Genomic DNA, 20,554 nt, shown 5'->3' with positions numbered 1-20,554 from the left:
AGAAGCCGGAGCCTCTATCCTCTAAAACATTAATTGAATCATTTAGGCAGGAATCGCTTCCGCAATTGCTTCACGCGCCCAGACACGATGGTTCAGGATCAAAGTCTTGAAGCTATCTTGTACTGCTTCAAACTGTCCGTTTACCAGAGTTCCTTCATCGCTAACCAAGCGCAGATCTTCAATCAGCTTGCCTTTATCGCCCAAGAACACAATCGGTTTTAAATGCTTGTAGGCTTCCAGTAGATAATGAGTCGCCACGCCATCTTTCATCACCACATCGTAATTATCACCGTCAGCAATCACCACGGCATCATAGGCGATGGATGGCTCGGCTTTTTGCATCCCATCGGAAGGAATCACCTCGCCTTGCTGACCCAGTACCGGACCCGGTTTTGGGGTCAGTACATCCACTACAGCTCCTTCCGATTCTGCCCAAGCTTGAACAGCTTTGATACTGGCCTCATTGGCCTTGTCGTGCACCAATAGCGCAATTTTGCGTGCCTTAATATCTTCGGGTTTAAATGTCTCGAAAGATAGACGTGGTGAAATCTGCACATCTAACAATTTCGCAGCTTTTTTCTCTGCCGGAATTTCAATACCCAATTGGTCAGCAACCTGCTGTGCCAAGTCCAGATCGATATTGCAGAGCACTTCCAGAACTTCACGCTCACGAATATATTTACGTTCTACCTTGCTCAGCTCGAAGACATAGGCATCGACAATATGCTTTTGCTCATGTGGCGCCTGGCTGCGATAGAAAAGGCGGGGCTGACTAAAGTGATCACTGAAAGATTCACTGCGCTGACGGATCTTGTGTCCATCAATACGTTCCTGATAGCTTTCAAAACCCCCACCTTGTGCTGCTGGTGGTGTTTCAGCCGGCCAGTTATTGTCAATCGAGTTCGGCTCATAACTGGCTTGACCAGTATGCACAATACGCTGATGTAAACCATCACGCTGGTTATTGTGGAATGGACAAACCGGCTTGTTAATTGGGATCTGGTGGAAGTTCGGACCACCTAAACGGCTAAGCTGAGTATCGGTATAGGAGAACAGACGTGCTTGTAATAATGGATCATTGGTAAAATCCAGTCCTGGCACAATATGTCCCGGACAGAATGCCACTTGCTCGGTTTCACCAAAAAAATAATCCACATTACGGTTCAGTACCATTCTGCCAATCGGTGTCACCGGCACCAGCTCTTCCGGAATAATCTTGGTTGGATCCAGCAGGTCAAAGTCATATTTCATCTCATCTTCTTCTGGAACCACCTGTACACCTAGCTCCCATTCTGGATAGTTACCGGAGGCAATCGCTTCATATAAGTCACGACGATGGAAATCCGGATCTTTACCTGCCAGTTTTTGTGCTTCATCCCACACCAGTTGGGCGAGACCCTGTTTTGGGGTCCAGTGGAATTTCACAAAAACCGCTTTATTCTCGGCATTGATAAAACGGAAAGTATGCACACCAAAGCCTTGAATGGCTCTTAAATTACGCGGAATGCCCCGATCCGACATAGCCCACATCACCGCATGTGCAGATTCAGGCACTAATGAGACAAAATCCCAGAAAGTATCATGTGCAGATGCACCGGTAGGAATCTCGGTCTGAGGTTCAGGCTTGACTGCATGTACGAAATCCGGGAACTTGATCCCATCCTGAATAAAGAATACCGGCGCATCATTCGCCACTAGATCAAAATTACCTTCATCCGTATAAAACTTGGTCGCAAAACCACGAATATCACGTACCGTATCTGCTGAACCACGCGGGCCCTGAACGGTAGAAAAACGCACAAATACTGGCGTTTGCACACTGGTATTGGTCAGGAAGCCTGCCTTGGTCAGTTTTTCATTCCCCGGATAAGCCTCAAAATAGCCATGTGCGCCGACACCGCGGGCATGCACAATACGTTCTGGAATTCGCTCATGGTCAAAATGGGTAATTTTTTCCCGAAGAATAAAATCTTCGATCAAGGTCGCACCGCGAACGCCTGCCTTGAGACTGTTCTGGTTGTCGGAAATTTTAACCCCTTGATTAGTAGTGAGTGCCTGCTCGGTCGCATCACTGCGATATGCGTCGAGCTGCTCACTTTTTTTATTGGTATTTTGTTTGTCTAAACCGTCTTTACCAGTCGCGGGGCTATTGGCCTTAATTTTCATGATGTATTCCTTGCTGAGCTTGAGTTTAGTTCAGATATTTTTGGTCTATCTCAAAGTCGCTTGAGCTGATATGTTGCATGGTTTGACCAATCAAACTCATCCCGCAAGTCAATCTGCTACATCCGATCCTGTATCAGCCTCATATTTCTTCTGAATATGCTGACTCGAAGCATTTTTGCTTTTCTGGGAATATTGTTATTGGTTTCGCCTGTGTCCTAACATAACTGCATTTGAGAAAGAGATTTATTATTGTTTGTAGTGCCTTGTTTAATTAAGGCAGCATTGTGTTATTTTTTATAAATTTCGGGTTTATTAATGATTCAGATTTTCATCTAAGTTATTTATTTAAAATAAAATATTAAAATTTCGCAGAGATATTTCGAAATAAAGATTTAGTATGGTGATATGTGATCTTGCTCATAAATAGATGTCATACCCTAACACGATGTTTCAATCCTGAAATACTTAGGAGTTTTTTAGAAGTTGAATTTGCTATGAGAAATTAACGTACTACCGCTGAAGATAATCAAAATTTGACAGATTTAAATAGTTACAATCCCGCGCCCTGCTTATACATAATGACTAAACTTCCTGCCCGTATATTGATCTAATATCTATAACTTATAACCACTTAAATCTCTTAGCCTGTTCAGATCAAATACAAAGTCATAGAGATCATTTCATCTCTTGGCTCGGGCTTCGACTACATCCGACTTTATTTTAATACACCGTATCGCGTTAAGTTTGAAGGAGTAAGAGCATGGCCTCTTCTAAAAAAGAATCTAAAGCAATGAAAATTGATATCGGGATTTCGCATGATGATCGCGCCAAAATTGTCGAAGGTTTATCCAGACTTTTAGCAGACAGTTATACCCTGTATTTAATGACCCATAATTTCCACTGGAATGTCACCGGCCCCCAGTTCAACAGCCTGCACAACATGTTTATGACTCAATACACCGAGCAGTGGAATGCGTTGGACGTCATTGCTGAACGTATTCGGGCTTTGGGTTTTGCAGCACCCGGTACTTATAAACAGTTTGTGAAACTTACCTCCATTAAAGAAGTCGAAGGTGTGCCTAAAGCCGAAGAAATGATACGTTTACTGGTAGATGCGCATGAAACTGTGGCACGTACTGCCAGAAGTATTTTCTCGATCATTGAAGAAGCCAATGATCAGCCGACTGCTGACATTCTCACGCAAAGACTGGAAGTACACGAAAAAACTGCCTGGATGCTGAGAAGTAATCTGGAACAATAAAGTCGGATTGAATCTTTGAGATGGGGCTTATGCAAGGATGAAGCGCAAACTTGTGGTAGTTCCACTAAGTTCGGTTTCATCCTGACGTTTATATTAGAGGGATTTATCGGCACTCAATGATTAGATCAAGCTAAAAGTCAGGATCATTAAAATTAAACCGTCAAAATTTAAGGATGTAGGCAATCGCGTACATCCTTTTTTTAACAAACAGATTGTTTACAGATTATTTCAATCTCATATATGGCTATCATTTTTTGAAAGCTATAAATCTGAAATATCTTTTCGATCGCTTCAAAAAATTAGCCCTCCTGGCTCCTTACAGTACAGCTTAATCTTGAGGAGAATTGCTCGAATCACTTTCAATCCGGCCATCGACCAGATTGATGGTACGATCACAAGTGGCAGACAGGCGCGGATCATGCGTGACTAAAAGTACGGCGCAGTCGCGTTCACGATGCACTTTACGAAACAGTTCAAACATATCAGCCGCGGTCTGGGTATCCAGATTACCTGTCGGTTCATCGGCCAATAATAATGCCGGCTCAGTAATCAAGGCCCGAGCAATGGCCACCCGCTGCTGCTGTCCTCCGGACAATTCATTCGGTTTACGCTCGGCAAATTTTTCCAGTCCCACTGCCGCTAGTAAATCACGTGCGCGTTGCATTGCCTGCTGATTCGGTTTGCCATGCGCCATCATTAAAGGCATGAGAATATTATCCAGTGCACTAAATGCCTGAATCAGATGGTGAAACTGAAATACAAATCCGATGCTGTTGCCGCGCAGCGCCGTACGGCCGGTATCATCCATCGCACTGGTAGGTTGTCCCAACAAATACAGCTCGCCACTCGTTGGTTTATCCAGCAGTCCCAGAATATTCAGTAAGGTACTTTTTCCAGAACCGGAAGGGCCAATAAGTGCAGCAAAGTCGTTGCGATCAATGCGCAGGTCAATGCCATGCAAAACCTCAACTTCATTGGGCTGTCCAATGTTATAAGACTTGCGTAGCGCTTCCAGACGCAGAACTTCCTGAGATTGCTCAGACATGACGAATCGCCTCCACCGGATCGAGTGCCGCAGCCCGGCGTGATGGCACCGCTGCAGCCAGTACGCCTGTTAATGTTGCCAACAATAGCGCCAATATCACCAGTTCAATCGATATCGGAATATAGAATAATCCCGGCCCAAAGTTATTAAATACCCAAACCAAGCCATAACTGACTATGCTGCCCAGCACTGAACCGAGCAAGCCAAAGATTGCGCCCTGAAACAGAAAAACCCTCAGGATTTGCGATTGGGTCGCGCCTGTCGCCCGCAAAATACCAATTTCCCGGGTGCGCTGCACCACACTAACGGACATAACGCTGGCGATCCCGAAAGCCACCGAAATTGCGACAAAGACAATGATCATATTGGTGGACAGGCTTTGTGCAGTAATGGCATTCATCAATTGTGCATTGGTTTCAATCCAGCTTTCGGCTTTTAATGAGGTCAGGCGTCCGACTTGTGCTGCAACCTGGTCTGCCTCAAAAATATCGGCAATGGTCAGATCAATGACTGTTACGCCACCCGGCAGACCGAGTAAGGACTGCGCCTGCTTGAGATCCAGATAGACATAACGCGCATCCAGTTCGCGCACGCCCAGCTCAAAAATACCAGCAATATTCACCAAGGCACTATTCTGTTGGCCGGTATCCAGCCGCAACTTGCTGCCGACCTGAACACCGAGGTCTTTGGCCAATTGACTGCCGATCAGTACATCATCCGCGCCAACCCGCAACTGACCACTGGTTAAATATTCTTTTAATGGAATGATCTGCTGATAACGCTCCAAATTCATCCCAACCAAGGCCACGGATTCAATCGCATCACCGCGTTGCACAAAAGCAGGCCCAGACACCACCGGCGAGACAGCGGTCAGTACAGGTAACTGATCCAGCGTTTCAGTAATCTGTTGCCAATTGTTGATCGAACGCAGGCGCTGTGCCCGTTTGTCTTCCTGCAATAATTGCACGGTCCCGGCGGGAGGTGACACAATCCGGTTGACTTCATCCGGTGACAACAGACGAATATGTGCCTGTGTACCTAAGGTTCGTTCGACAATATTGGCTTGCAGCCCCTGAATCAAAGCGGTGATAAAGACGATCACCGCTACGCCCACGGCAACCCCGATGGTAATCATGATGGACTGCGCGCGACCCTCGCGCAAAAAACTGACCGCGATTTTCCATTCGATCCAGAGCCGCCCGAATAAGTTTTTCAATCGAAGTTCACCGGTAATTCATTTTTGCTATTGGCTATATCAGCAGAATTCTGCAATGAACTCTGTTGTGGTTTTAAGCGAACTCTGGTGCCATCCTCCAATGAAGATTCGGCATCTGCCAGCACCTGATCACCCTCGCTCAGTCCGGATTTCACTTCCGACATGGCCAAGCCACGCAAGCCTAAAGTAATCTGCTGACGCTGTACTTTTCCATCACGTACCATTAACACCACGGCTTTATCTCCCTTGATACTGCTTAAAGCATCATTTGGAATAGCCAGTGCCCGGGCTCGTTTGGCCGTCTCGACATTCACCGATACCGTCATGTCCTGACGCAGAAAATCAGGTACGGGGTTGACAGTTAACCTGACCTCTACTGTACCGCGCTGTGGGTCAATACTTGGCGCAATAAAATTGATCCGAGCTGGGAAAGACTGATCCGGATAGGCATCGCTAATGACGGTCGCATTTTGCTGCAAGGCGAGTTGCGGTAAATTCCGCTCATCTAGCGGTACCCGGATTTCTGTATTCCCTGTTAACGCAATGGTAAATAAAGTTTGTCCCGGCTGAACCAGATCACCCGGCTCGACATCGCGTGTCAGTACTGTGCCGGCGACCGCAGCCTGAATCTTGGTTTTGGCCAGTTGAGCCTGTGCCACTGCAAGCTGCTCCCGAAGCGACGCTTCTTCGACTTGACCCGCAGCCAATGCGGCTGCTTTTACCCGAGCTGTCTCATAATTATTGCGCGCGACTCTTTCTGCTTCCACAGCCTGTTCGACTTCTTCCCTCGACAGGATACCGGCTTCTGCATTACGTCGACGTGTAGCTTCTCGGCTGGCTTGCTCCAGCTGGGCTTTGGCACTGGCCAGTTCTGCTGCAGCCTGTGGCCGTCGGCTGCTTGCCAATTTGGTCAATGCCAGCTCGGCCTGTCTGACTTGGGCCAGCAATTCATCCGATTTCAATACCACCAGCAGATCACCCGGTTTAACCTGATCGCCTTCCTGCACCAGACGTTGCAGAACCACAGCACTAATTTCACTGCCTACCTGGGCACGTGAAACTGTCGCAACACGTCCGGTCGCAACAACATTTTGTACCAGCGGCATGGCACTCAGCGTATAACTAGGCACCACTGGCCCCTGCCACCAACGAAATAGAGCAAACACTACTGCCAGTAGCAATACGATAATGAGCAAAATTTTATAGCGGGCAGCGCGCAATGAGAATCTCCGGTTGATTCGTCTAATTTAAAATAAGAAAGTCAAAACTGTATTTGTTTTTTTCCTAAGGTTTAATTTACAACAAGTTTCTAATTGGAATTATAGGTATTTTGTTGAGTTTGAAAAGAATGTTGAATTCCTGTCCGCTTTTTTTAGCTAGCCCTGTTTGATATCAGACTAGTCCATCTTTGGCAGATTCAGACGCGGGATCAGGTACCAGAAAATTATATTGAGTTTAAGGAAATGAAGATGTGATCAAAAAAAACAGGCTTGATCGTGATGGATCTAGCCTGTTCAATCGTTTGGGTGTTAATTGGATATTAGTTAAATGTTAAACAGTACGACGCAATGGCTGATCACGTTGCGCCAGACTTTCGTCCATCGGCACGAGTCGTCTATCAGGATCAATCTTTTGCCAAGGCAGGTCATTCGGGTCTGCTTTCATGGCTCCAGGCGCTTTCGCGACTAAAATGGCAGCAGCCATGTCCTGAAAATCTGCACGAAAATGTACCGAGCTTTTCACCACGATGATCGATTTATCTTGAGGCACAACACCAAAAATTCTAAACATATTACGATCGAGCAACTGGGCTTTGTAGGAACTGACTGCAATTTCAATACCATCTATTTCCAGTAATACACTCGGGCCGATATCCGCCTTAACGCCATGCATCATGGGCCCGCCATAGCTGAATTTCCCATCGCTATAGGCTTTGATTTTAAATTCAGCGCTAAATAGAGCATCCCCCGCAATACCTGATGTTCCGCCCAATTTCGCATAAAAATGCTGACCAAGCTCAAGCTGATAGGCTTGTTGCACCACCGCAGGATCAACAATAAGCCCAATCAGTGCATTTTTAACCTGATGCCGATGTAGCGCCGATAGCATCCCGGTCGTATTCGAATCACCACCGGCTCCCGGATTATCCTGAGTATCTGCAATCACCACGGGTCTGGTCGAATGATGCTGTTGATAAAGTTGAAGTGCCTGCAGCACGGCATGATCTGGTGATAAAAAATCCATATTCCAATGCGTTTCTTGTTGCAGCACATGGGCGATATAGCGTTGCATGGCCTGATCTAACTGCTCAGCGTTTTCACTATAACCCCAGATACAACCACCACATTCCTCAAAATCTGCCGCCGGAAAACCCGGCGTGAAATTCATCTGGACAGAATTATTTTGCTCTAGCTGTTCCAGTAAATTCATGCATGATTGGGTAGGTTCCAGCTCGGTACATTGTGCATTCAGCGCAATCAAAAACGGCAGCTTATACATTTGCTTATGCAGCTTTTTACCCCGGAATATTTGATCTAGCAGTTGGGCACAGCGTTGTCCGGTTTGAGCCATATCTACATGCGGATAGGTCCGATAGCAAATCAGCACATCACTATGAGCAAACATCGCTTGCGTGACATTGACATGGAAATCCAGACTGGCAATTACCGGAATGTCCGGCCCGACTGCTTCACGAACCCGTCTTAACAATTCGCCTTCGCCATCATCCACCTGTTCACTGACCATGGCGCCATGCAGATCCAGATACACTGCATCTGCCGGATGCTGCTGGATGCTCGCGATAATTTCATCACAGATCCGCTGGTAAGTGCACTGCTCTACATGTGCTGAAGGTGAAGTACCCGCCCAGATCACTGGCAAAAGTTGATAACCGAATTGTTCTGCTTGTTGAATAAAACCGCCAATCGGAATGTTCTGTTCCCGAAATTTCAGGACATCTGCGCCGCGGCTGAGCGGCGGAAATCCCCCCACCCTGGACAAAATCGGCGTAGCTTGCTTTGGTCGGGGCAAAGGTATTGGTTTCATGTTGAAAGCCCGCAATGATGATTTTCTTCATATCTTGAATCCTTCCTATGCTGCATGATTGATTATTTATCGACGATTAAGGCAGCGCGTGTGACTTGCTGGGAAACAACTTGCTTTTTCAGTCTGAAGGCATAAATCAGGAAAGTGCCTCCGAGCATCATGATCACAGCAATCGTGAACCAGCCTGCCAGCATGGAACCGGTCATTGACTACGCCATGCCCATAATATTTGGACTGACAAAACCACCGAGTAATCCAATACTGTTAATTAAGGCAATTCCGCCTGCTGCCGCACTACCGCTTAAGTATTTCGATGGAATCGACCAGAAAATGGTATAGGCACTAAACATGAAGGCCGTTGCGGTACAGATCGCAATAAAGGACAGCAGGAAATTCGCACTGATCACCGACAATATCAAGCTGACTCCGGCCAATACCGTAGGCACTACACAATGCCATTTCCGTTCCTGCCATTTGTCCGAGCTGCGGGCAAAAATGATCATGAAAATTGCGCCGCATAAATATGGAATCGCCACCAGCCAGCCAATCATCTGCAAATTCTGGATACCGCCCGACTTCAGTAAAGATGGTAGCCAGAAGCCAATCGCATAGATCCCACAGATAATGGTGAAGTAGGCCAAGGCCATGAAATAAATCCAGGGATCCTTTAATACCGCTTTAAAATTACTATGACCAGTGGCAGACTGATGTTGGGAAATTTCTTTCACCAATAAGGCTTTGTCCTCTTGAGACAGCCATTTTGCTTGTGAAGGATGATCGGTTAAATAAAAGTACGCTACGCAACCCAATAGCACGGTTGGCACAGCTTCTAATAAAAATAACCATTGCCAGCCAGAAAGATTATAAATCTGATGGAAAGTACTCATAATTTGCGTCGATAACGGCGCACCTAACATGCAAGCGAGCGGCCCAGCCAGCATAACAATCGCCATCACACGTGCCATGCGTGCACCGGAATACCAATAGGTCAGATAGAAAATCATGCCCGGGGCAAAACCGGCTTCGAATACACCCAACAAAAAGCGCAAGATATAAAACATTTGTGGGGTGGTGACAAACAGCATCGACATGGAGGTCAGGCCCCACAAAATCATGATACGGGTAATGGTTTTTCTGGCGCCGACTTTTTCAAAATACAGGTTGGTTGGTACTTCAAACAGCACATAACCTAAAAAGAATATGCCGGCTGCCATGCCATAAATTGCATCGTTAAAGCCCAGCTCCTGCTGCATTTGTAACTTGGCAAATCCGATATTGATCCGGTCCAGATAAGCAAAGAAATAACACAGCAATAAAAATGGCAGTAGCCGCCAGCTTACTTTCTTGTAAATCTGGTCTAACCGTTGTTGACGGGAAGTTATTAAATCCATCTAAAACTCCTTTTTATCTAGATCTTCTTATTGTTCAAAATCCATGTAAGCATGCTCCTGACTTGATAACAATGTAATTTATTTAGCATACTGATGCTTTAAAAGCATCAGAGTTTTTATGGACAGAAACTTGCAATTCCTTGCGCCACTGAACGGAATCAATGAAAAGCGTTTGCGTTATTTCTATACGGTGATGATGTTTGGCTCGATGCGCAAAGCGGCAGATATCCTGAATATTGAACAGTCCGCCATGAGCCGACAAATTCAACTCTTTGAATCAGAATTAAAAATAAACCTGTTCAAACGTAAGGGTCGGCATATTATTCCGACTGAAGCCGCCTATCTGGTACTTGAGTATTTCAAGGAAAATAAAAATCGTGAAAATGAATTATTTGATAGTTTATTTCAGCTGCAATCTTCTCAACTCGGCAAAGTGAACATTGTTTCAAGTGAAAGTTATATGCAACACATGATTTATGATGTACTTCGACATGTGCATTATAAATATCCAAATCTTGAAATCCAGTTAGAATTAATGAGTGCCCAGCATGTGGTACGACATATTGTGGACAGCCTGGCGCATATTGGACTGGCGTATAATCCTCCATTTCATACAGACATCAGCACCATTGCCCATAAAACAGAACCTTTTATTCTGGCTGTTCCTGCCGGTCATCCTCTTGCCAAGCTCAAGCATCGCATTTGTCTTTCCGAAATTTCAGACTATAAATTTGCCTTAATGCCCGTAGGGCATGGTTTCCGTCAGCTACTCGACAGTGAAATGGTGCGCTTACAAGTGAACCTGAATATTGGTCTGACCACCAATTCTATTTATGCCTTAAAAAATTATGTGGTGGCTGGACATGGGATTTCCGCCATGCGCTATGCAGATATCGCAGATGCGGTTAAAGAAGGTCAGGCCGTTGCCTTAACTATTGATTCCGAGCTGTGAAACACGGCTCAGACCCAATTGATGGTCCGCAAAAATACCCATTTGTCAGAGTCGAAACATTTATTAATTGAGCGTATTCGTTCTAGTTTTGATTTGCTCTTTTAAATTGCTTATAAAATTTAGGCAATAAAAAAGCCACTTAAATAAGCGGCTGATTTATAACAAGAATTTTGGTAGAGGTGGCGTCAATTGAACTCAAATCCTAACCTATTCATTCTAAATATATTTTATTGAATAAAAAAATTCATTGACCCAATTTTGACCCAAATTAGATTTAGTGCATTGAATCACTTTAAAATCTTGTTCAAATCCGAATTGAGGATTTAAAGTGGCGTACGGCATTATAGCAGCAAATTACACCTAGAAGTAAATGTAATGTTATAACATTTCAATTAGCTCATTATGATATTAATAATCACATCAACTTCAGTACAGTTCAATTTTTTAATTTGTACTTTTGCTTAGGACTCTTTGGGTTATTAGGGAGCGTTCGTTCAATTAACCCAGCCTCCAATGCTGGATTTAAATATTTTTTTTGGAATGTTGCTCGGTGTGACAAGTCTAATAAAGCCATCAGCTCAGTTAGGTTATATTCCTTCTGCTCCATATGCTGGATGAGATATTTAACTTGATCGCTAACTTGAGCGGTATCTTGATCGCTGGCATCAGAACTAAGTATTGCATCTAGAATCATCTGCAAAATAAACTCAATAAAAGGTGCAGAATCTGAACGATCTGTGCTCGCTTACAATGCATCGTAATAAGCTTTTTGGTTTTGATAAATCAAGCTTTCTACAAGGATATTGAGAAAAATTGGATTCCACTGGCTTAAGATTAAAGTTTGCCACAAACGCTCTATTCGCCCATTACCATCAGTAAATAGGTGTCTCATAATAAAATACTGAACTGTGAATTAATGAGTGCTCATTGCCTTCAGCTAACCACTGCAATAGCTCCTCTTAAACGGTTGACTTGATTTGCAGGCGAAGCTATATGCACGACTCGATTCCCTGACATTACACCCACACCGCGATGGCTGTTCAGACATACCCTAAATATTAAGTAATTATTTAGTATCCTAAAAAGCGGATAAAGATCTGGAGGATTCGGATAGCTCTGTAGGATGAATTTCGCTTCAATGAGGGAAATAACCCTAATGGACTAGAGGATACAACAATGACCTCACGCAGCATTACTGAATGGCAAGACTTCGTTAAGAACTGTATTGATTTTCGTCCACACGATGGTGTGTACCGAATTGCTCGAGACATGTTCACTGAAGCTGAACTGTTTGAGCTTGAGATGGAACAAATCTTTGAAAAAGTCTGGATTTATGCCTGTCATGAAAGTGAAATTCCAAATAATAATGATTTTGTGACCGTTCAAATTGGTCGCCAACCACTAATTATCAGCCGTGACAGTAATGGTGAACTTCATGCCATGGTCAATGCATGTGAACACCGCGGTGCTACCCTGACACGTGTAAGCAAAGGCAATCAAGCTACCTTTACCTGTCCTTTCCATGCATGGACCTATAAATCAGATGGCCGCTTGATTAAAGTCAAGGCTCCAGGTGAATATTGCAAACACTTCGATAAAACCACACGTGGTCTCAAACAAGGTCGCATTTCTAGTTATCGCGGTTTCGTATTTGTCAGCTTAGACAGTCAGGCGACAGATTCTTTAGAGGATTTCTTAGGTGATGCCAAGGTCTTTCTTGATTTAATGGTTGAGCAGTCACCAACGGGTGAGCTTGAAGTATTGCAAGGTAAATCAGCTTATACCTTTGCAGGCAACTGGAAATTACAGAATGAAAATGGTTTAGATGGCTATCACGTTAGTACAGTGCACTATAATTATGTATCGACTGTTCAACATCGTCAGCAAGTCAATCTCGAAAAAGGGGCTGACTTAGATACGTTAGATTACAGCAAATTAGGTGCTGGTGATTCTGCAACTGATGATGGTTGGTTCAGCTTTAAAAATGGTCATAGTGTATTGTTCAGTGATATGCCTAATCCAACAGTTCGTCCAGGTTATAGCACTGTAATGCCATACCTTTTAGAAAAATACGGAGAAAAACGTGCCGAATGGGCAATGCATCGTTTAAGAAATCTGAATTTGTACCCTAGCCTATTCTTTATGGATCAAATCAGCTCTCAGTTACGTATTATTCGTCCTGTGGCATGGAATAAAACAGAAGTTATTAGTCAATGTATTGGGGTTAAGGGTGAGTCTGCCGAAGCACGTCGTAACCGTATTCGCCAGTTTGAAGACTTTTTTAACGTGTCAGGTTTAGGCACCCCAGATGACCTTGTAGAATTCCGTGAACAACAAAAAGGTTTCCAAGCTCGACTCGAGCGCTGGAGTGATATTTCTAGAGGTCATCATACTTGGGAATATGGTATTACCCAAAATGCTCAAGATTTAAACATTAAGCCAGTCATTACTGGACGTGAATTTACCCATGAAGGCCTGTATGTCAATCAACATGGTCAATGGCAACGTTTAATGCTAAATGGCCTAAATAAAAAAGCATTAAAAATGCAAGATGTGACTTTTGAGCAACACACTATCAAGGACGAGGTGTAATCATGACTGCTGAACTTAACTTTGCTGTTTCTCAGTTTTTAATCAAAAAAGCTGAACTTTGTGATACCTATGATTGGGATGCTTATCTTGATCTATATGATGAAGATAGTGAATACCATATTCCACAGTGGATTGATGATCATAACTATATCCAAGATCCGAATCAGGGCTTGTCGTATATTTATTATGAAGACCGTACAGGGCTGGAAGACCGAATTTTTCGCATCCGTACCGGTAAGGCGGCCTCTGCCACGCCCCTACCACGCACCTTACACATGATTAAGAATGTTCGGGTTAAAGAACTGGATGATGGCTTAATTGAAGCAAAAGTAGCATGGCACACCCTGTATAACCGTCAAGGCTTGGAAGGCAGTTTTTATGGTCATGCCACTTATACCTTACGCAAAGATCAAGATAGCTTCCGTATCCGCCGTCAACATACAGTTTTGCTAAATGACAAAATTGACTCTGTCTTAGACTTTTATCATGTTTAAGGATCAATACTATGACTTATTCAGTCGCGCTCAATTTCGCTGATGGTAAAACCTTCTTCATCTCTGTACATGATGACGAATTGCTGCTCAATGCAGCAATTCGTCAAGGGATTACACTACCTTTGGATTGTCGTGAAGGGGTATGTGGAACCTGTCAGGGCCAATGTGAAAGCGGTTCTTACGAACAGGAATATGTCGATGAAGAGGCACTCAGTGAACGCGATTTGGCAGAACGTAAGATATTGGCTTGCCAAACCCGGGTAAAATCTAATGCTTCTTTTTACTTCGATCATAATTCAAATCTTTGTAATGCTGGCGAATCTTTAAAAATTGCCACTACAGTGACTGCAGTAGAACTTGTTTCTGAAACCACGGCCATTTTGCATATTGATGCCAGCAGTTATAAGCAACCTTTGAACTTTTTACCGGGTCAATATGCACGTCTGCAAATTCCGAATTCTGAGGAATGGCGTTCTTATTCTTTTGCAAACCAGCCTAATGCAACCAACCAGTTGCAATTCTTAATTCGCCTGCTGCCAAACGGTGTAATGAGCAATTACTTGCGTGAATGTTGTGAAGTAGGACAGACCATTTATATGGAAGCTCCTTTAGGCAGTTTCTATTTGCGTGAAGTCGAGCGCCCCTTGGTCTTTATTGCTGGTGGGACGGGATTATCTGCCTTTTTAGGGATGCTGGATAATATCGTTGAACAACCTAATGCCCCAGCAGTACATCTTTATTATGGCGTGAACCAAGAAGCCGATTTGTGTGAACAACAACGTTTACATAAGTATACCGAACGTATGCCTAATTTTAAGTATCAGCCAATAATTAGTAAGGCGTCAGAAAGTTGGACTGGTAAAACCGGTTATATTCAGGACCATTTAAATAAAGACCAGCTTGCAGAGCAAGCATTTGACATATACCTATGTGGGCCACCCCCAATGATTGAAGCGGTAAAAGACTGGCTGGAAGATCAAGCCCTACAGGACTACCGCATTTATAGTGAAAAATTTTTGCAAAGCAATACAACGAATCGTTTTTAAGAACATGGGAATACCCAAAATAAAAGTATTGAGCTTTATAGCTTGGATGTAAATCAAACACCTACTTAAGGAAAATAGCATGGAACGCAAACAAATTAGTGATCTGGTTAAGCAAATGAATGTAGACACCGCCACTGGACCTGTCGACACACGAGTACAGGAAATTATTGTCCGTTTAGTCACAGATCTTTTTCAGGCCATTGATGAGCTCGATATTCAGCCGTCTGAAGTGTGGAAAGGCTTAGAATATTTAACTGATGCTGGACAAGCTAATGAACTGGGCCTACTCGCAGCTGGCTTGGGATTGGAGCATTTTTTAGACTTGCGAGCTGATGAAATCGACTTAGAAGCAGGTATCACTGGAGGTACGCCACGTACCATTGAAGGCCCTCTGTATGTAGCAGGTGCACCTGAGTCTGTGGGTTTTGCCCGTATGGATGATGGCTCTGAGTCTAATCAAATTGATACTCTCATTATTGAAGGGACAGTAACCGATACAGAAGGTAATCTAATTGAAAATGCCAAAGTCGAAATATGGCATGCAAACAGTTTAGGAAATTATTCCTTCTTCGATAAAGCTCAATCAGACTTCAACTTACGCCGCACAATTTTTGCCGATGATAAAGGAAAATATGTAGCGTTAACCACGATGCCGGTCGGTTATGGCTGTCCTCCAGAAGGTACTACACAGGCTTTGCTAAACAAGTTAGGCCGTCATGGTAATCGCCCTTCCCACGTGCACTATTTTGTATCTGCGCCTGGATTCCGTAAGCTCACCACCCAGTTCAATATTGAAGGTGATCAATATTTATGGGATGACTTTGCTTTCGCAACGCGCGATGGTTTAGTCGCAACAGCAGTAGAAGTTACCGATCCAAGCGAAATTAAACGTTATGGCGTAGATAGACCTTTTAAACATATTACATTTAATATATCTCTGGTCAAAAACAGTGTTTCAGCGCCTTCAGCAGAAGTTGAACGTCGTCGCTTATGTGCATAGTGCTCTTTTTCTCTCCACTTGAACTGAGTCTTAATCTGGGTTCAAGTGGAGGGTTTTAAATTAAGCTAAACTTAATTATATCATCCCCATTTTCTAAACTTCTCAATTGAAATAGATATTTTTTTATCCTTAATTATTTTACTTTTCTCTAAAAAACTGATGTATCTATCTTCAATCCTATTTTATTAAAAAAATAATATATTCCTAAAAGCCTCTAGTCTTTTAGCACAATCTTCTCTTTGGAAAATCTTTCCTTCACACATCATACCCCCAATCTTTTTTAGTTATTTAGCTAAATATCCCAATTATCTGATTTGGAAAAAATGGATGGTGTTTAGGAATTTCTGGATAGTTTAAAAGAAGCAAAAAGCGTTCAATCAATACTCTGAAAAAGTTTTTTAAGTGAATGAAATACAGCAAGGAATAATCAATTTCTCTAAGGAAGGTATGAGATGATAGGTCAGCAAGGAATAAAAGTAGGATCAAAAAAATCATTTATATTATTTAGTATTTTAAGTGGAATAAGCTTATCTGGCCAAGCGGAAACAACTGAGCAAGAATGGAAATTTACACTTAAAAATGTTTATATTGAACGAGATTTTGACTCTTCTTCAATAAAAGATATCGGAAGCTGGTCACAATCAGCATCATTGTTTTATACGTCGCAAATGAAGGATACTCCGCTTAGTCTTGCAGGAAGTCCTATCACTATAGGTGTCAATGCTTCAACCCAATATGCAGTACGTCTCAGCTCAGACAAACATGTACCTGATGCTATTTTACCGTTTGATCCTATCACTCAATCACAAGCTGCTGACTATTTTAAATATGGGGCTACCTTAAAATTAGGCTATCAAGATACGCTATTGAGCTTAGGAGAGCTTTGGCTAGATCTTCCTTTGACTACAGTTGACGGTAGCCGTCAGCTACTGAACTCTTATTGGGGTGGAAATTTACGTTCTCAAATAAATGATCAACTGCAGCTTGAGCTTGGACATATCACTAAGTTATCTCCAAGAAATGAAGAAGATTTTCGCAAGTTTTCTTATACTGCTGCAGGAGTCAAACACTATTCAGATGCTCTAAATTATATTGATCTGCGCTATCAAGTTTCACCCAATTTAAAAACAGAATATTATTTTGGTAATCTCGAAAATCTTTATAATAAACATTACTTAGGTATTGAGCATAACTGGAAAGCCGATCATTTTTCTTTAAATTCAAGGCTAAAATATTTTAATGCGCAACAGGACAATAACCAACTCAATATAGATGCGCAAAACATTGGTTTACTTGAAACCGTAAAGATAAAGAACCACGGTATCGGTATAGGTTATCAACAAATTATGGGTGAATCTGCCTATCCTTTACTTGATGGTTTTTTACCTGAGCCTTATTTTATCAATTGGAATGCAACAGGATTTTTTAAAGAAAATGAAAAGTCTTATCACTTCATCTATAGCTACGATTTTAAAGATTATATTCCAGGACTGAATACAACACTTAAATATGTATATGGTAATAACTTTAACGCCGCTGATGGTCGCGAAAATAGAGAAAGTGAAGCTAATTTTATTGGAAGCTATGCATTTCAACAACCCTATCTTAAAGGTTTAGCTTTGCAATATCTTTTAATTGATTATCACGTTAAATATGGCACTGATTTCACAGAGAATCGTTTTTTTGTAAATTACAGTAAAAAATTCTAAAAATTTTAAGGGAATAAAGATGAAAACAATTGATCTTAATACGGTGATAGACCGTGAAAAACTATCACCATTACAATGGCTAGTATTTACGCTAGGCTTTTTAGTATTTTTTTGCGATGGTTTAGACACTGGTATTATTGGTTTTATTGCACCTGCATTATTAGATGATTGGGGGATAAGCAAACCTCAACTTGCACCAGTTTTGAGTGCTGCCCTGGTCGGTATGTCGATTGGCGCTATTCTGTCTGGCCCTCTTGCTGATAAATTTGGGCGGAAAAAAGTTATTACTTTTACCACATTACTTTTTGGTGTATTTACAGTTTTATGCGGACTTGCTACTTCAACACAAGAGTTGATGATTTACCGGTTCATTACTGGTATTGGCTTAGGTGCAGCTATGCCAAATATTAGTACAATTGTTTCAGAATATATGCCTGTAAAACGTAAAGCATTTTTAACTGGATTGGCAGGTTGTGGATTCATGCTTGGAATTTCTTGTGGCGGCCTTCTATCCGCTTATTTATTAGAGAGTTTAGGCTGGGCTAAAGTCATTATTATTGGCGGTGTTATTCCACTTATTCTGGTCATTATACTACTCGTCAAATTGCCAGAATCACCACAATATTTAATCAAAAATAATCAACTCTCAAAAGCTCAGCATATTTTAGAGCTTATACAAGGAAAACCCTTTTCCGATATAATCACAATTAGATTGGCTCATACTGAAATACAGTCTACTCAAAGTCCTGTTAAGCAAGTTTTAAGTAAATATTTAGTAAGCTCAAGTATGTTATGGCTTTGCTGTTTTATGAGCTTATTAGTCTTTTATCTTTTAACCAGTTGGATGCCAGTCATTTTAAAAACAGCAGGTTTTACTACTCAGCAATTCAGCTTAATTGCCGCTATCTTTCCTTTTGGTGGAGTAATTGGCGCTATAATCATGGGTTGGTATATGGATAAAACCAATCCTAATACAGTTATTCGATACTCTTATCTGGTTGCTTTTGGCTTATTTATTGTAGCAGGCTTCTTAAGTTCAGACATATTTTTCTTTGGAATTACCATATTCTTAATTGGTGCTTTGCTTACTGGTGCTCAATCTTCCTTACTACCTTTAGCAGCCATTTCCTATCCTTCAACCTGTCGAGCTGTAGGCGTCTCATGGATGCATGGCATTGGTCGAATTGGAGCAATTTTAGGTGCTTTCTTTGGATCCTTAATTTTCACATTTGATCTGAGTTTAAGCGGCTTATTCTACATCCTTGCAATTCCTACATTTATTTCATTTATTTCCTTGAGTTTAAAAGTGTTAAGTGAGAAATCAAAATACCCAGAACAAACTGAAATTAAAGAAATAGCTTAAACTAATCTAATAGCATTAAAAGCCAGATTTAAACCTGGCTTTTAATCTTTACATTTTTAATATTTTAATAAAACTCTTTAAATTTGTTTTTAGTATCACTCGGCTTTTCGCCAAACTCCTCATGATAATCTTGAGAGAATCGGCTCAAATGATTAAACCCCCATTTAAAAGCTAACTGTGAAATAGAGATTCTTTTACCAGGCTCAGGCGTACATAAGGATTTATAAATTTGTTGTAATCGATACTTTTTTAGATAAGCTAAAGGGCTCGTTCCATAATAGGCTTGAAACTCTTCATATAATTTTGATTTTGAGACTCCTGCTAATTTTTGCAAAGTATCAACACTGATTTCCTCACATGCATGGGTAATTATAAATTTATGTACTTTTTGAATATAAGTAGGCTGCCGTTGATTCGATAACTGTCTAAGCTGCTCTGAATAATTATTTTCTTGAGAAAGTAATAAGGTTTTAATGATGAAATTTTCATAGTCTTCAGCAAGCAAAGATAATCCATGAAAACTAATATATTGAGATTTTGAGTTTAAGAAATTCTGGATGTATTTCCACCACGAATTAGTAAGCTGCTGTGAATCAAAATGCATTTTCGGATTGAATATAACAGAATCATCCACAGGTTGCTTAAGAAGATCTGCTAATACAAGATGTAAACTTCTTTCAGGAATGACTACTTGAAGCTTTTTACAGTTTTTATCAATTGCAAGATCTTGCAACTGGGCATTTGAGATAATAAGTCCAGTGTTTTCATCTGAATAATATTGTTCTCCCCTCATATTTAAAATTTGTTTGCCACATAGAGGTAGGCTAATACTATAAGCTTTAAGATGGGAAGTATTTATTGCTACGTTAGCGCCATAAGAAATGGTACCGATCGTCATCTGCTTACTAGGTAGGCGCATTCCATCATAATGAAAATCTAAAGTATTCCGATAACTGGTATCCAAGCGATGTTCGCCACAAATGTTTGACATAAGATTTTGAGCAAAATCGGCTTTTTTTGAATAATGTTTCAATTCAATATCTTCTTGGCTTAGTGATTGCATTCCTTGTTCACCTAGCTAAAATTTATAATATTGTTAAATATATCAGTTAGGACAGCTATCTGGATAGACAGATTCTATATTTAAATTCAATCTCAAACCTTTCCTAGTATTACAATTTATTTATTGGTAAAATAAAAAATTAATATAACCATTATAATCAATGACATAAAAATTAGCGTAGCACCATAAAACTTAAAAACAAAAAAATACC

General features: G+C 41.7%; 17 protein-coding genes and 1 pseudogene. 8 read left to right on the top strand and 10 right to left on the bottom strand.

Annotated features, from left to right (window positions below):
• Window positions 1–42: 42 nt before the first annotated feature.
• Entirely contained in the window at window positions 43–2,166 is a 2,124-nt protein-coding gene (katE, locus tag MWG72_RS10060) for a catalase HPII (RefSeq protein ID WP_247143952.1), read from the bottom strand.
• A gap of 760 nt (window positions 2,167–2,926) precedes the next feature.
• On the opposite strand from katE, the gene MWG72_RS10055 reads away from it, so the two are divergent.
• Window positions 2,927–3,427, top strand: a complete 501-nt coding sequence (locus MWG72_RS10055) for a Dps family protein (protein WP_086044053.1) — start codon at window positions 2,927–2,929, stop codon at window positions 3,425–3,427.
• Window positions 3,428–3,755: 328 nt separating this feature from the next.
• Here the strand turns inward: MWG72_RS10055 and MWG72_RS10050 are convergent, their stop codons facing one another.
• The 7 genes from MWG72_RS10050 to MWG72_RS10020 all read right to left on the bottom strand — a co-directional run bounded on the left by MWG72_RS10050 (window position 3,756) and on the right by MWG72_RS10020 (window position 10,124).
• Entirely contained in the window at window positions 3,756–4,472 is a 717-nt protein-coding gene (locus MWG72_RS10050; RefSeq protein ID WP_004646198.1) for an ABC transporter ATP-binding protein, read from the bottom strand.
• On the bottom strand, window positions 4,465–5,688 hold the full coding sequence (locus MWG72_RS10045) for an ABC transporter permease (protein ID WP_247143951.1): 1,224 nt from the start codon (window positions 5,686–5,688) through the stop codon (window positions 4,465–4,467). The genes MWG72_RS10050 and MWG72_RS10045 overlap by 8 nt, the downstream gene beginning before the upstream one ends.
• On the bottom strand, window positions 5,685–6,908 hold the full coding sequence (locus MWG72_RS10040) for an efflux RND transporter periplasmic adaptor subunit (RefSeq protein WP_247143950.1): 1,224 nt from the start codon (window positions 6,906–6,908) through the stop codon (window positions 5,685–5,687). Before MWG72_RS10040 ends, MWG72_RS10045 begins: the two co-directional genes overlap by 4 nt.
• Before the next feature lie 331 nt (window positions 6,909–7,239).
• On the bottom strand, window positions 7,240–8,601 hold the full coding sequence (locus MWG72_RS15580) for a M81 family metallopeptidase (protein ID WP_338149412.1): 1,362 nt from the start codon (window positions 8,599–8,601) through the stop codon (window positions 7,240–7,242).
• On the bottom strand, window positions 8,498–8,764 hold the full coding sequence (locus MWG72_RS15545) for a M81 family metallopeptidase (protein ID WP_276520275.1): 267 nt from the start codon (window positions 8,762–8,764) through the stop codon (window positions 8,498–8,500). Before MWG72_RS15545 ends, MWG72_RS15580 begins: the two co-directional genes overlap by 104 nt.
• Before the next feature lie 31 nt (window positions 8,765–8,795).
• Window positions 8,796–8,939 carry a hypothetical protein gene (locus MWG72_RS10025; protein ID WP_017397680.1) on the bottom strand — a complete coding sequence of 48 codons (144 nt, stop codon included), beginning with the start codon at window positions 8,937–8,939 and terminating at the stop codon, window positions 8,796–8,798.
• Between the two features lie 3 nt (window positions 8,940–8,942).
• A complete protein-coding gene (locus MWG72_RS10020) occupies window positions 8,943–10,124 on the bottom strand; it encodes an MFS transporter (RefSeq protein WP_247143949.1) in 1,182 nt (393 codons plus the stop codon).
• Window positions 10,125–10,242: 118 nt separating this feature from the next.
• On the opposite strand from MWG72_RS10020, the gene MWG72_RS10015 reads away from it, so the two are divergent.
• The gene (locus MWG72_RS10015) at window positions 10,243–11,076 is read left to right on the top strand and encodes a LysR family transcriptional regulator (protein WP_247143948.1); all 834 of its coding nucleotides are present in this window, start codon (window positions 10,243–10,245) and stop codon (window positions 11,074–11,076) included.
• A 436-nt stretch (window positions 11,077–11,512) separates the two neighbouring features.
• On the opposite strand, the pseudogene MWG72_RS10010 reads toward MWG72_RS10015, so the two are convergent.
• Window positions 11,513–12,174: pseudogene (locus tag MWG72_RS10010) on the bottom strand (Fic family protein); the annotation flags it as partial.
• A 78-nt stretch (window positions 12,175–12,252) separates the two neighbouring features.
• Between MWG72_RS10010 and antA the strand changes: the two are divergent.
• From antA to MWG72_RS09980, 6 genes are all read left to right on the top strand, one after another.
• Window positions 12,253–13,668, top strand: coding sequence for an anthranilate 1,2-dioxygenase large subunit (gene antA / locus MWG72_RS10005; protein ID WP_005107633.1), 1,416 nt, complete (start codon window positions 12,253–12,255; stop codon window positions 13,666–13,668).
• A gap of 2 nt (window positions 13,669–13,670) precedes the next feature.
• On the top strand, window positions 13,671–14,162 hold the full coding sequence (antB, locus tag MWG72_RS10000; protein ID WP_005107634.1) for an anthranilate 1,2-dioxygenase small subunit: 492 nt from the start codon (window positions 13,671–13,673) through the stop codon (window positions 14,160–14,162).
• An 11-nt stretch (window positions 14,163–14,173) separates the two neighbouring features.
• Window positions 14,174–15,208: an anthranilate 1,2-dioxygenase electron transfer component AntC gene (gene antC / locus MWG72_RS09995; RefSeq protein ID WP_247143947.1), complete on the top strand. Its 1,035-nt coding sequence runs from the start codon at window positions 14,174–14,176 to the stop codon at window positions 15,206–15,208.
• 79 nt (window positions 15,209–15,287) lie between these two features.
• Window positions 15,288–16,208 carry a catechol 1,2-dioxygenase gene (gene catA / locus MWG72_RS09990; RefSeq protein ID WP_005107637.1) on the top strand — a complete coding sequence of 307 codons (921 nt, stop codon included), beginning with the start codon at window positions 15,288–15,290 and terminating at the stop codon, window positions 16,206–16,208.
• Between the two features lie 452 nt (window positions 16,209–16,660).
• Window positions 16,661–17,917, top strand: coding sequence for an OprD family outer membrane porin (locus tag MWG72_RS09985; protein WP_100355936.1), 1,257 nt, complete (start codon window positions 16,661–16,663; stop codon window positions 17,915–17,917).
• A gap of 19 nt (window positions 17,918–17,936) precedes the next feature.
• Complete coding sequence (locus MWG72_RS09980) at window positions 17,937–19,280, top strand: MFS transporter (RefSeq protein WP_247143946.1); 1,344 nt, start codon at window positions 17,937–17,939, stop codon at window positions 19,278–19,280.
• A gap of 64 nt (window positions 19,281–19,344) precedes the next feature.
• On the opposite strand, the gene MWG72_RS09975 is transcribed toward MWG72_RS09980, so the two are convergent.
• Window positions 19,345–20,343, bottom strand: a complete 999-nt coding sequence (locus tag MWG72_RS09975) for an AraC family transcriptional regulator (RefSeq protein ID WP_005107640.1) — start codon at window positions 20,341–20,343, stop codon at window positions 19,345–19,347.
• Window positions 20,344–20,554: the final 211 nt, after the last annotated feature.

The organism is Acinetobacter lwoffii, assembly GCF_022967985.1.
In the GTDB taxonomy this organism is placed as follows: Bacteria; Pseudomonadota; Gammaproteobacteria; order Pseudomonadales; family Moraxellaceae; genus Acinetobacter.
This window is presented reverse-complemented; position numbering and strand designations above follow the sequence as displayed.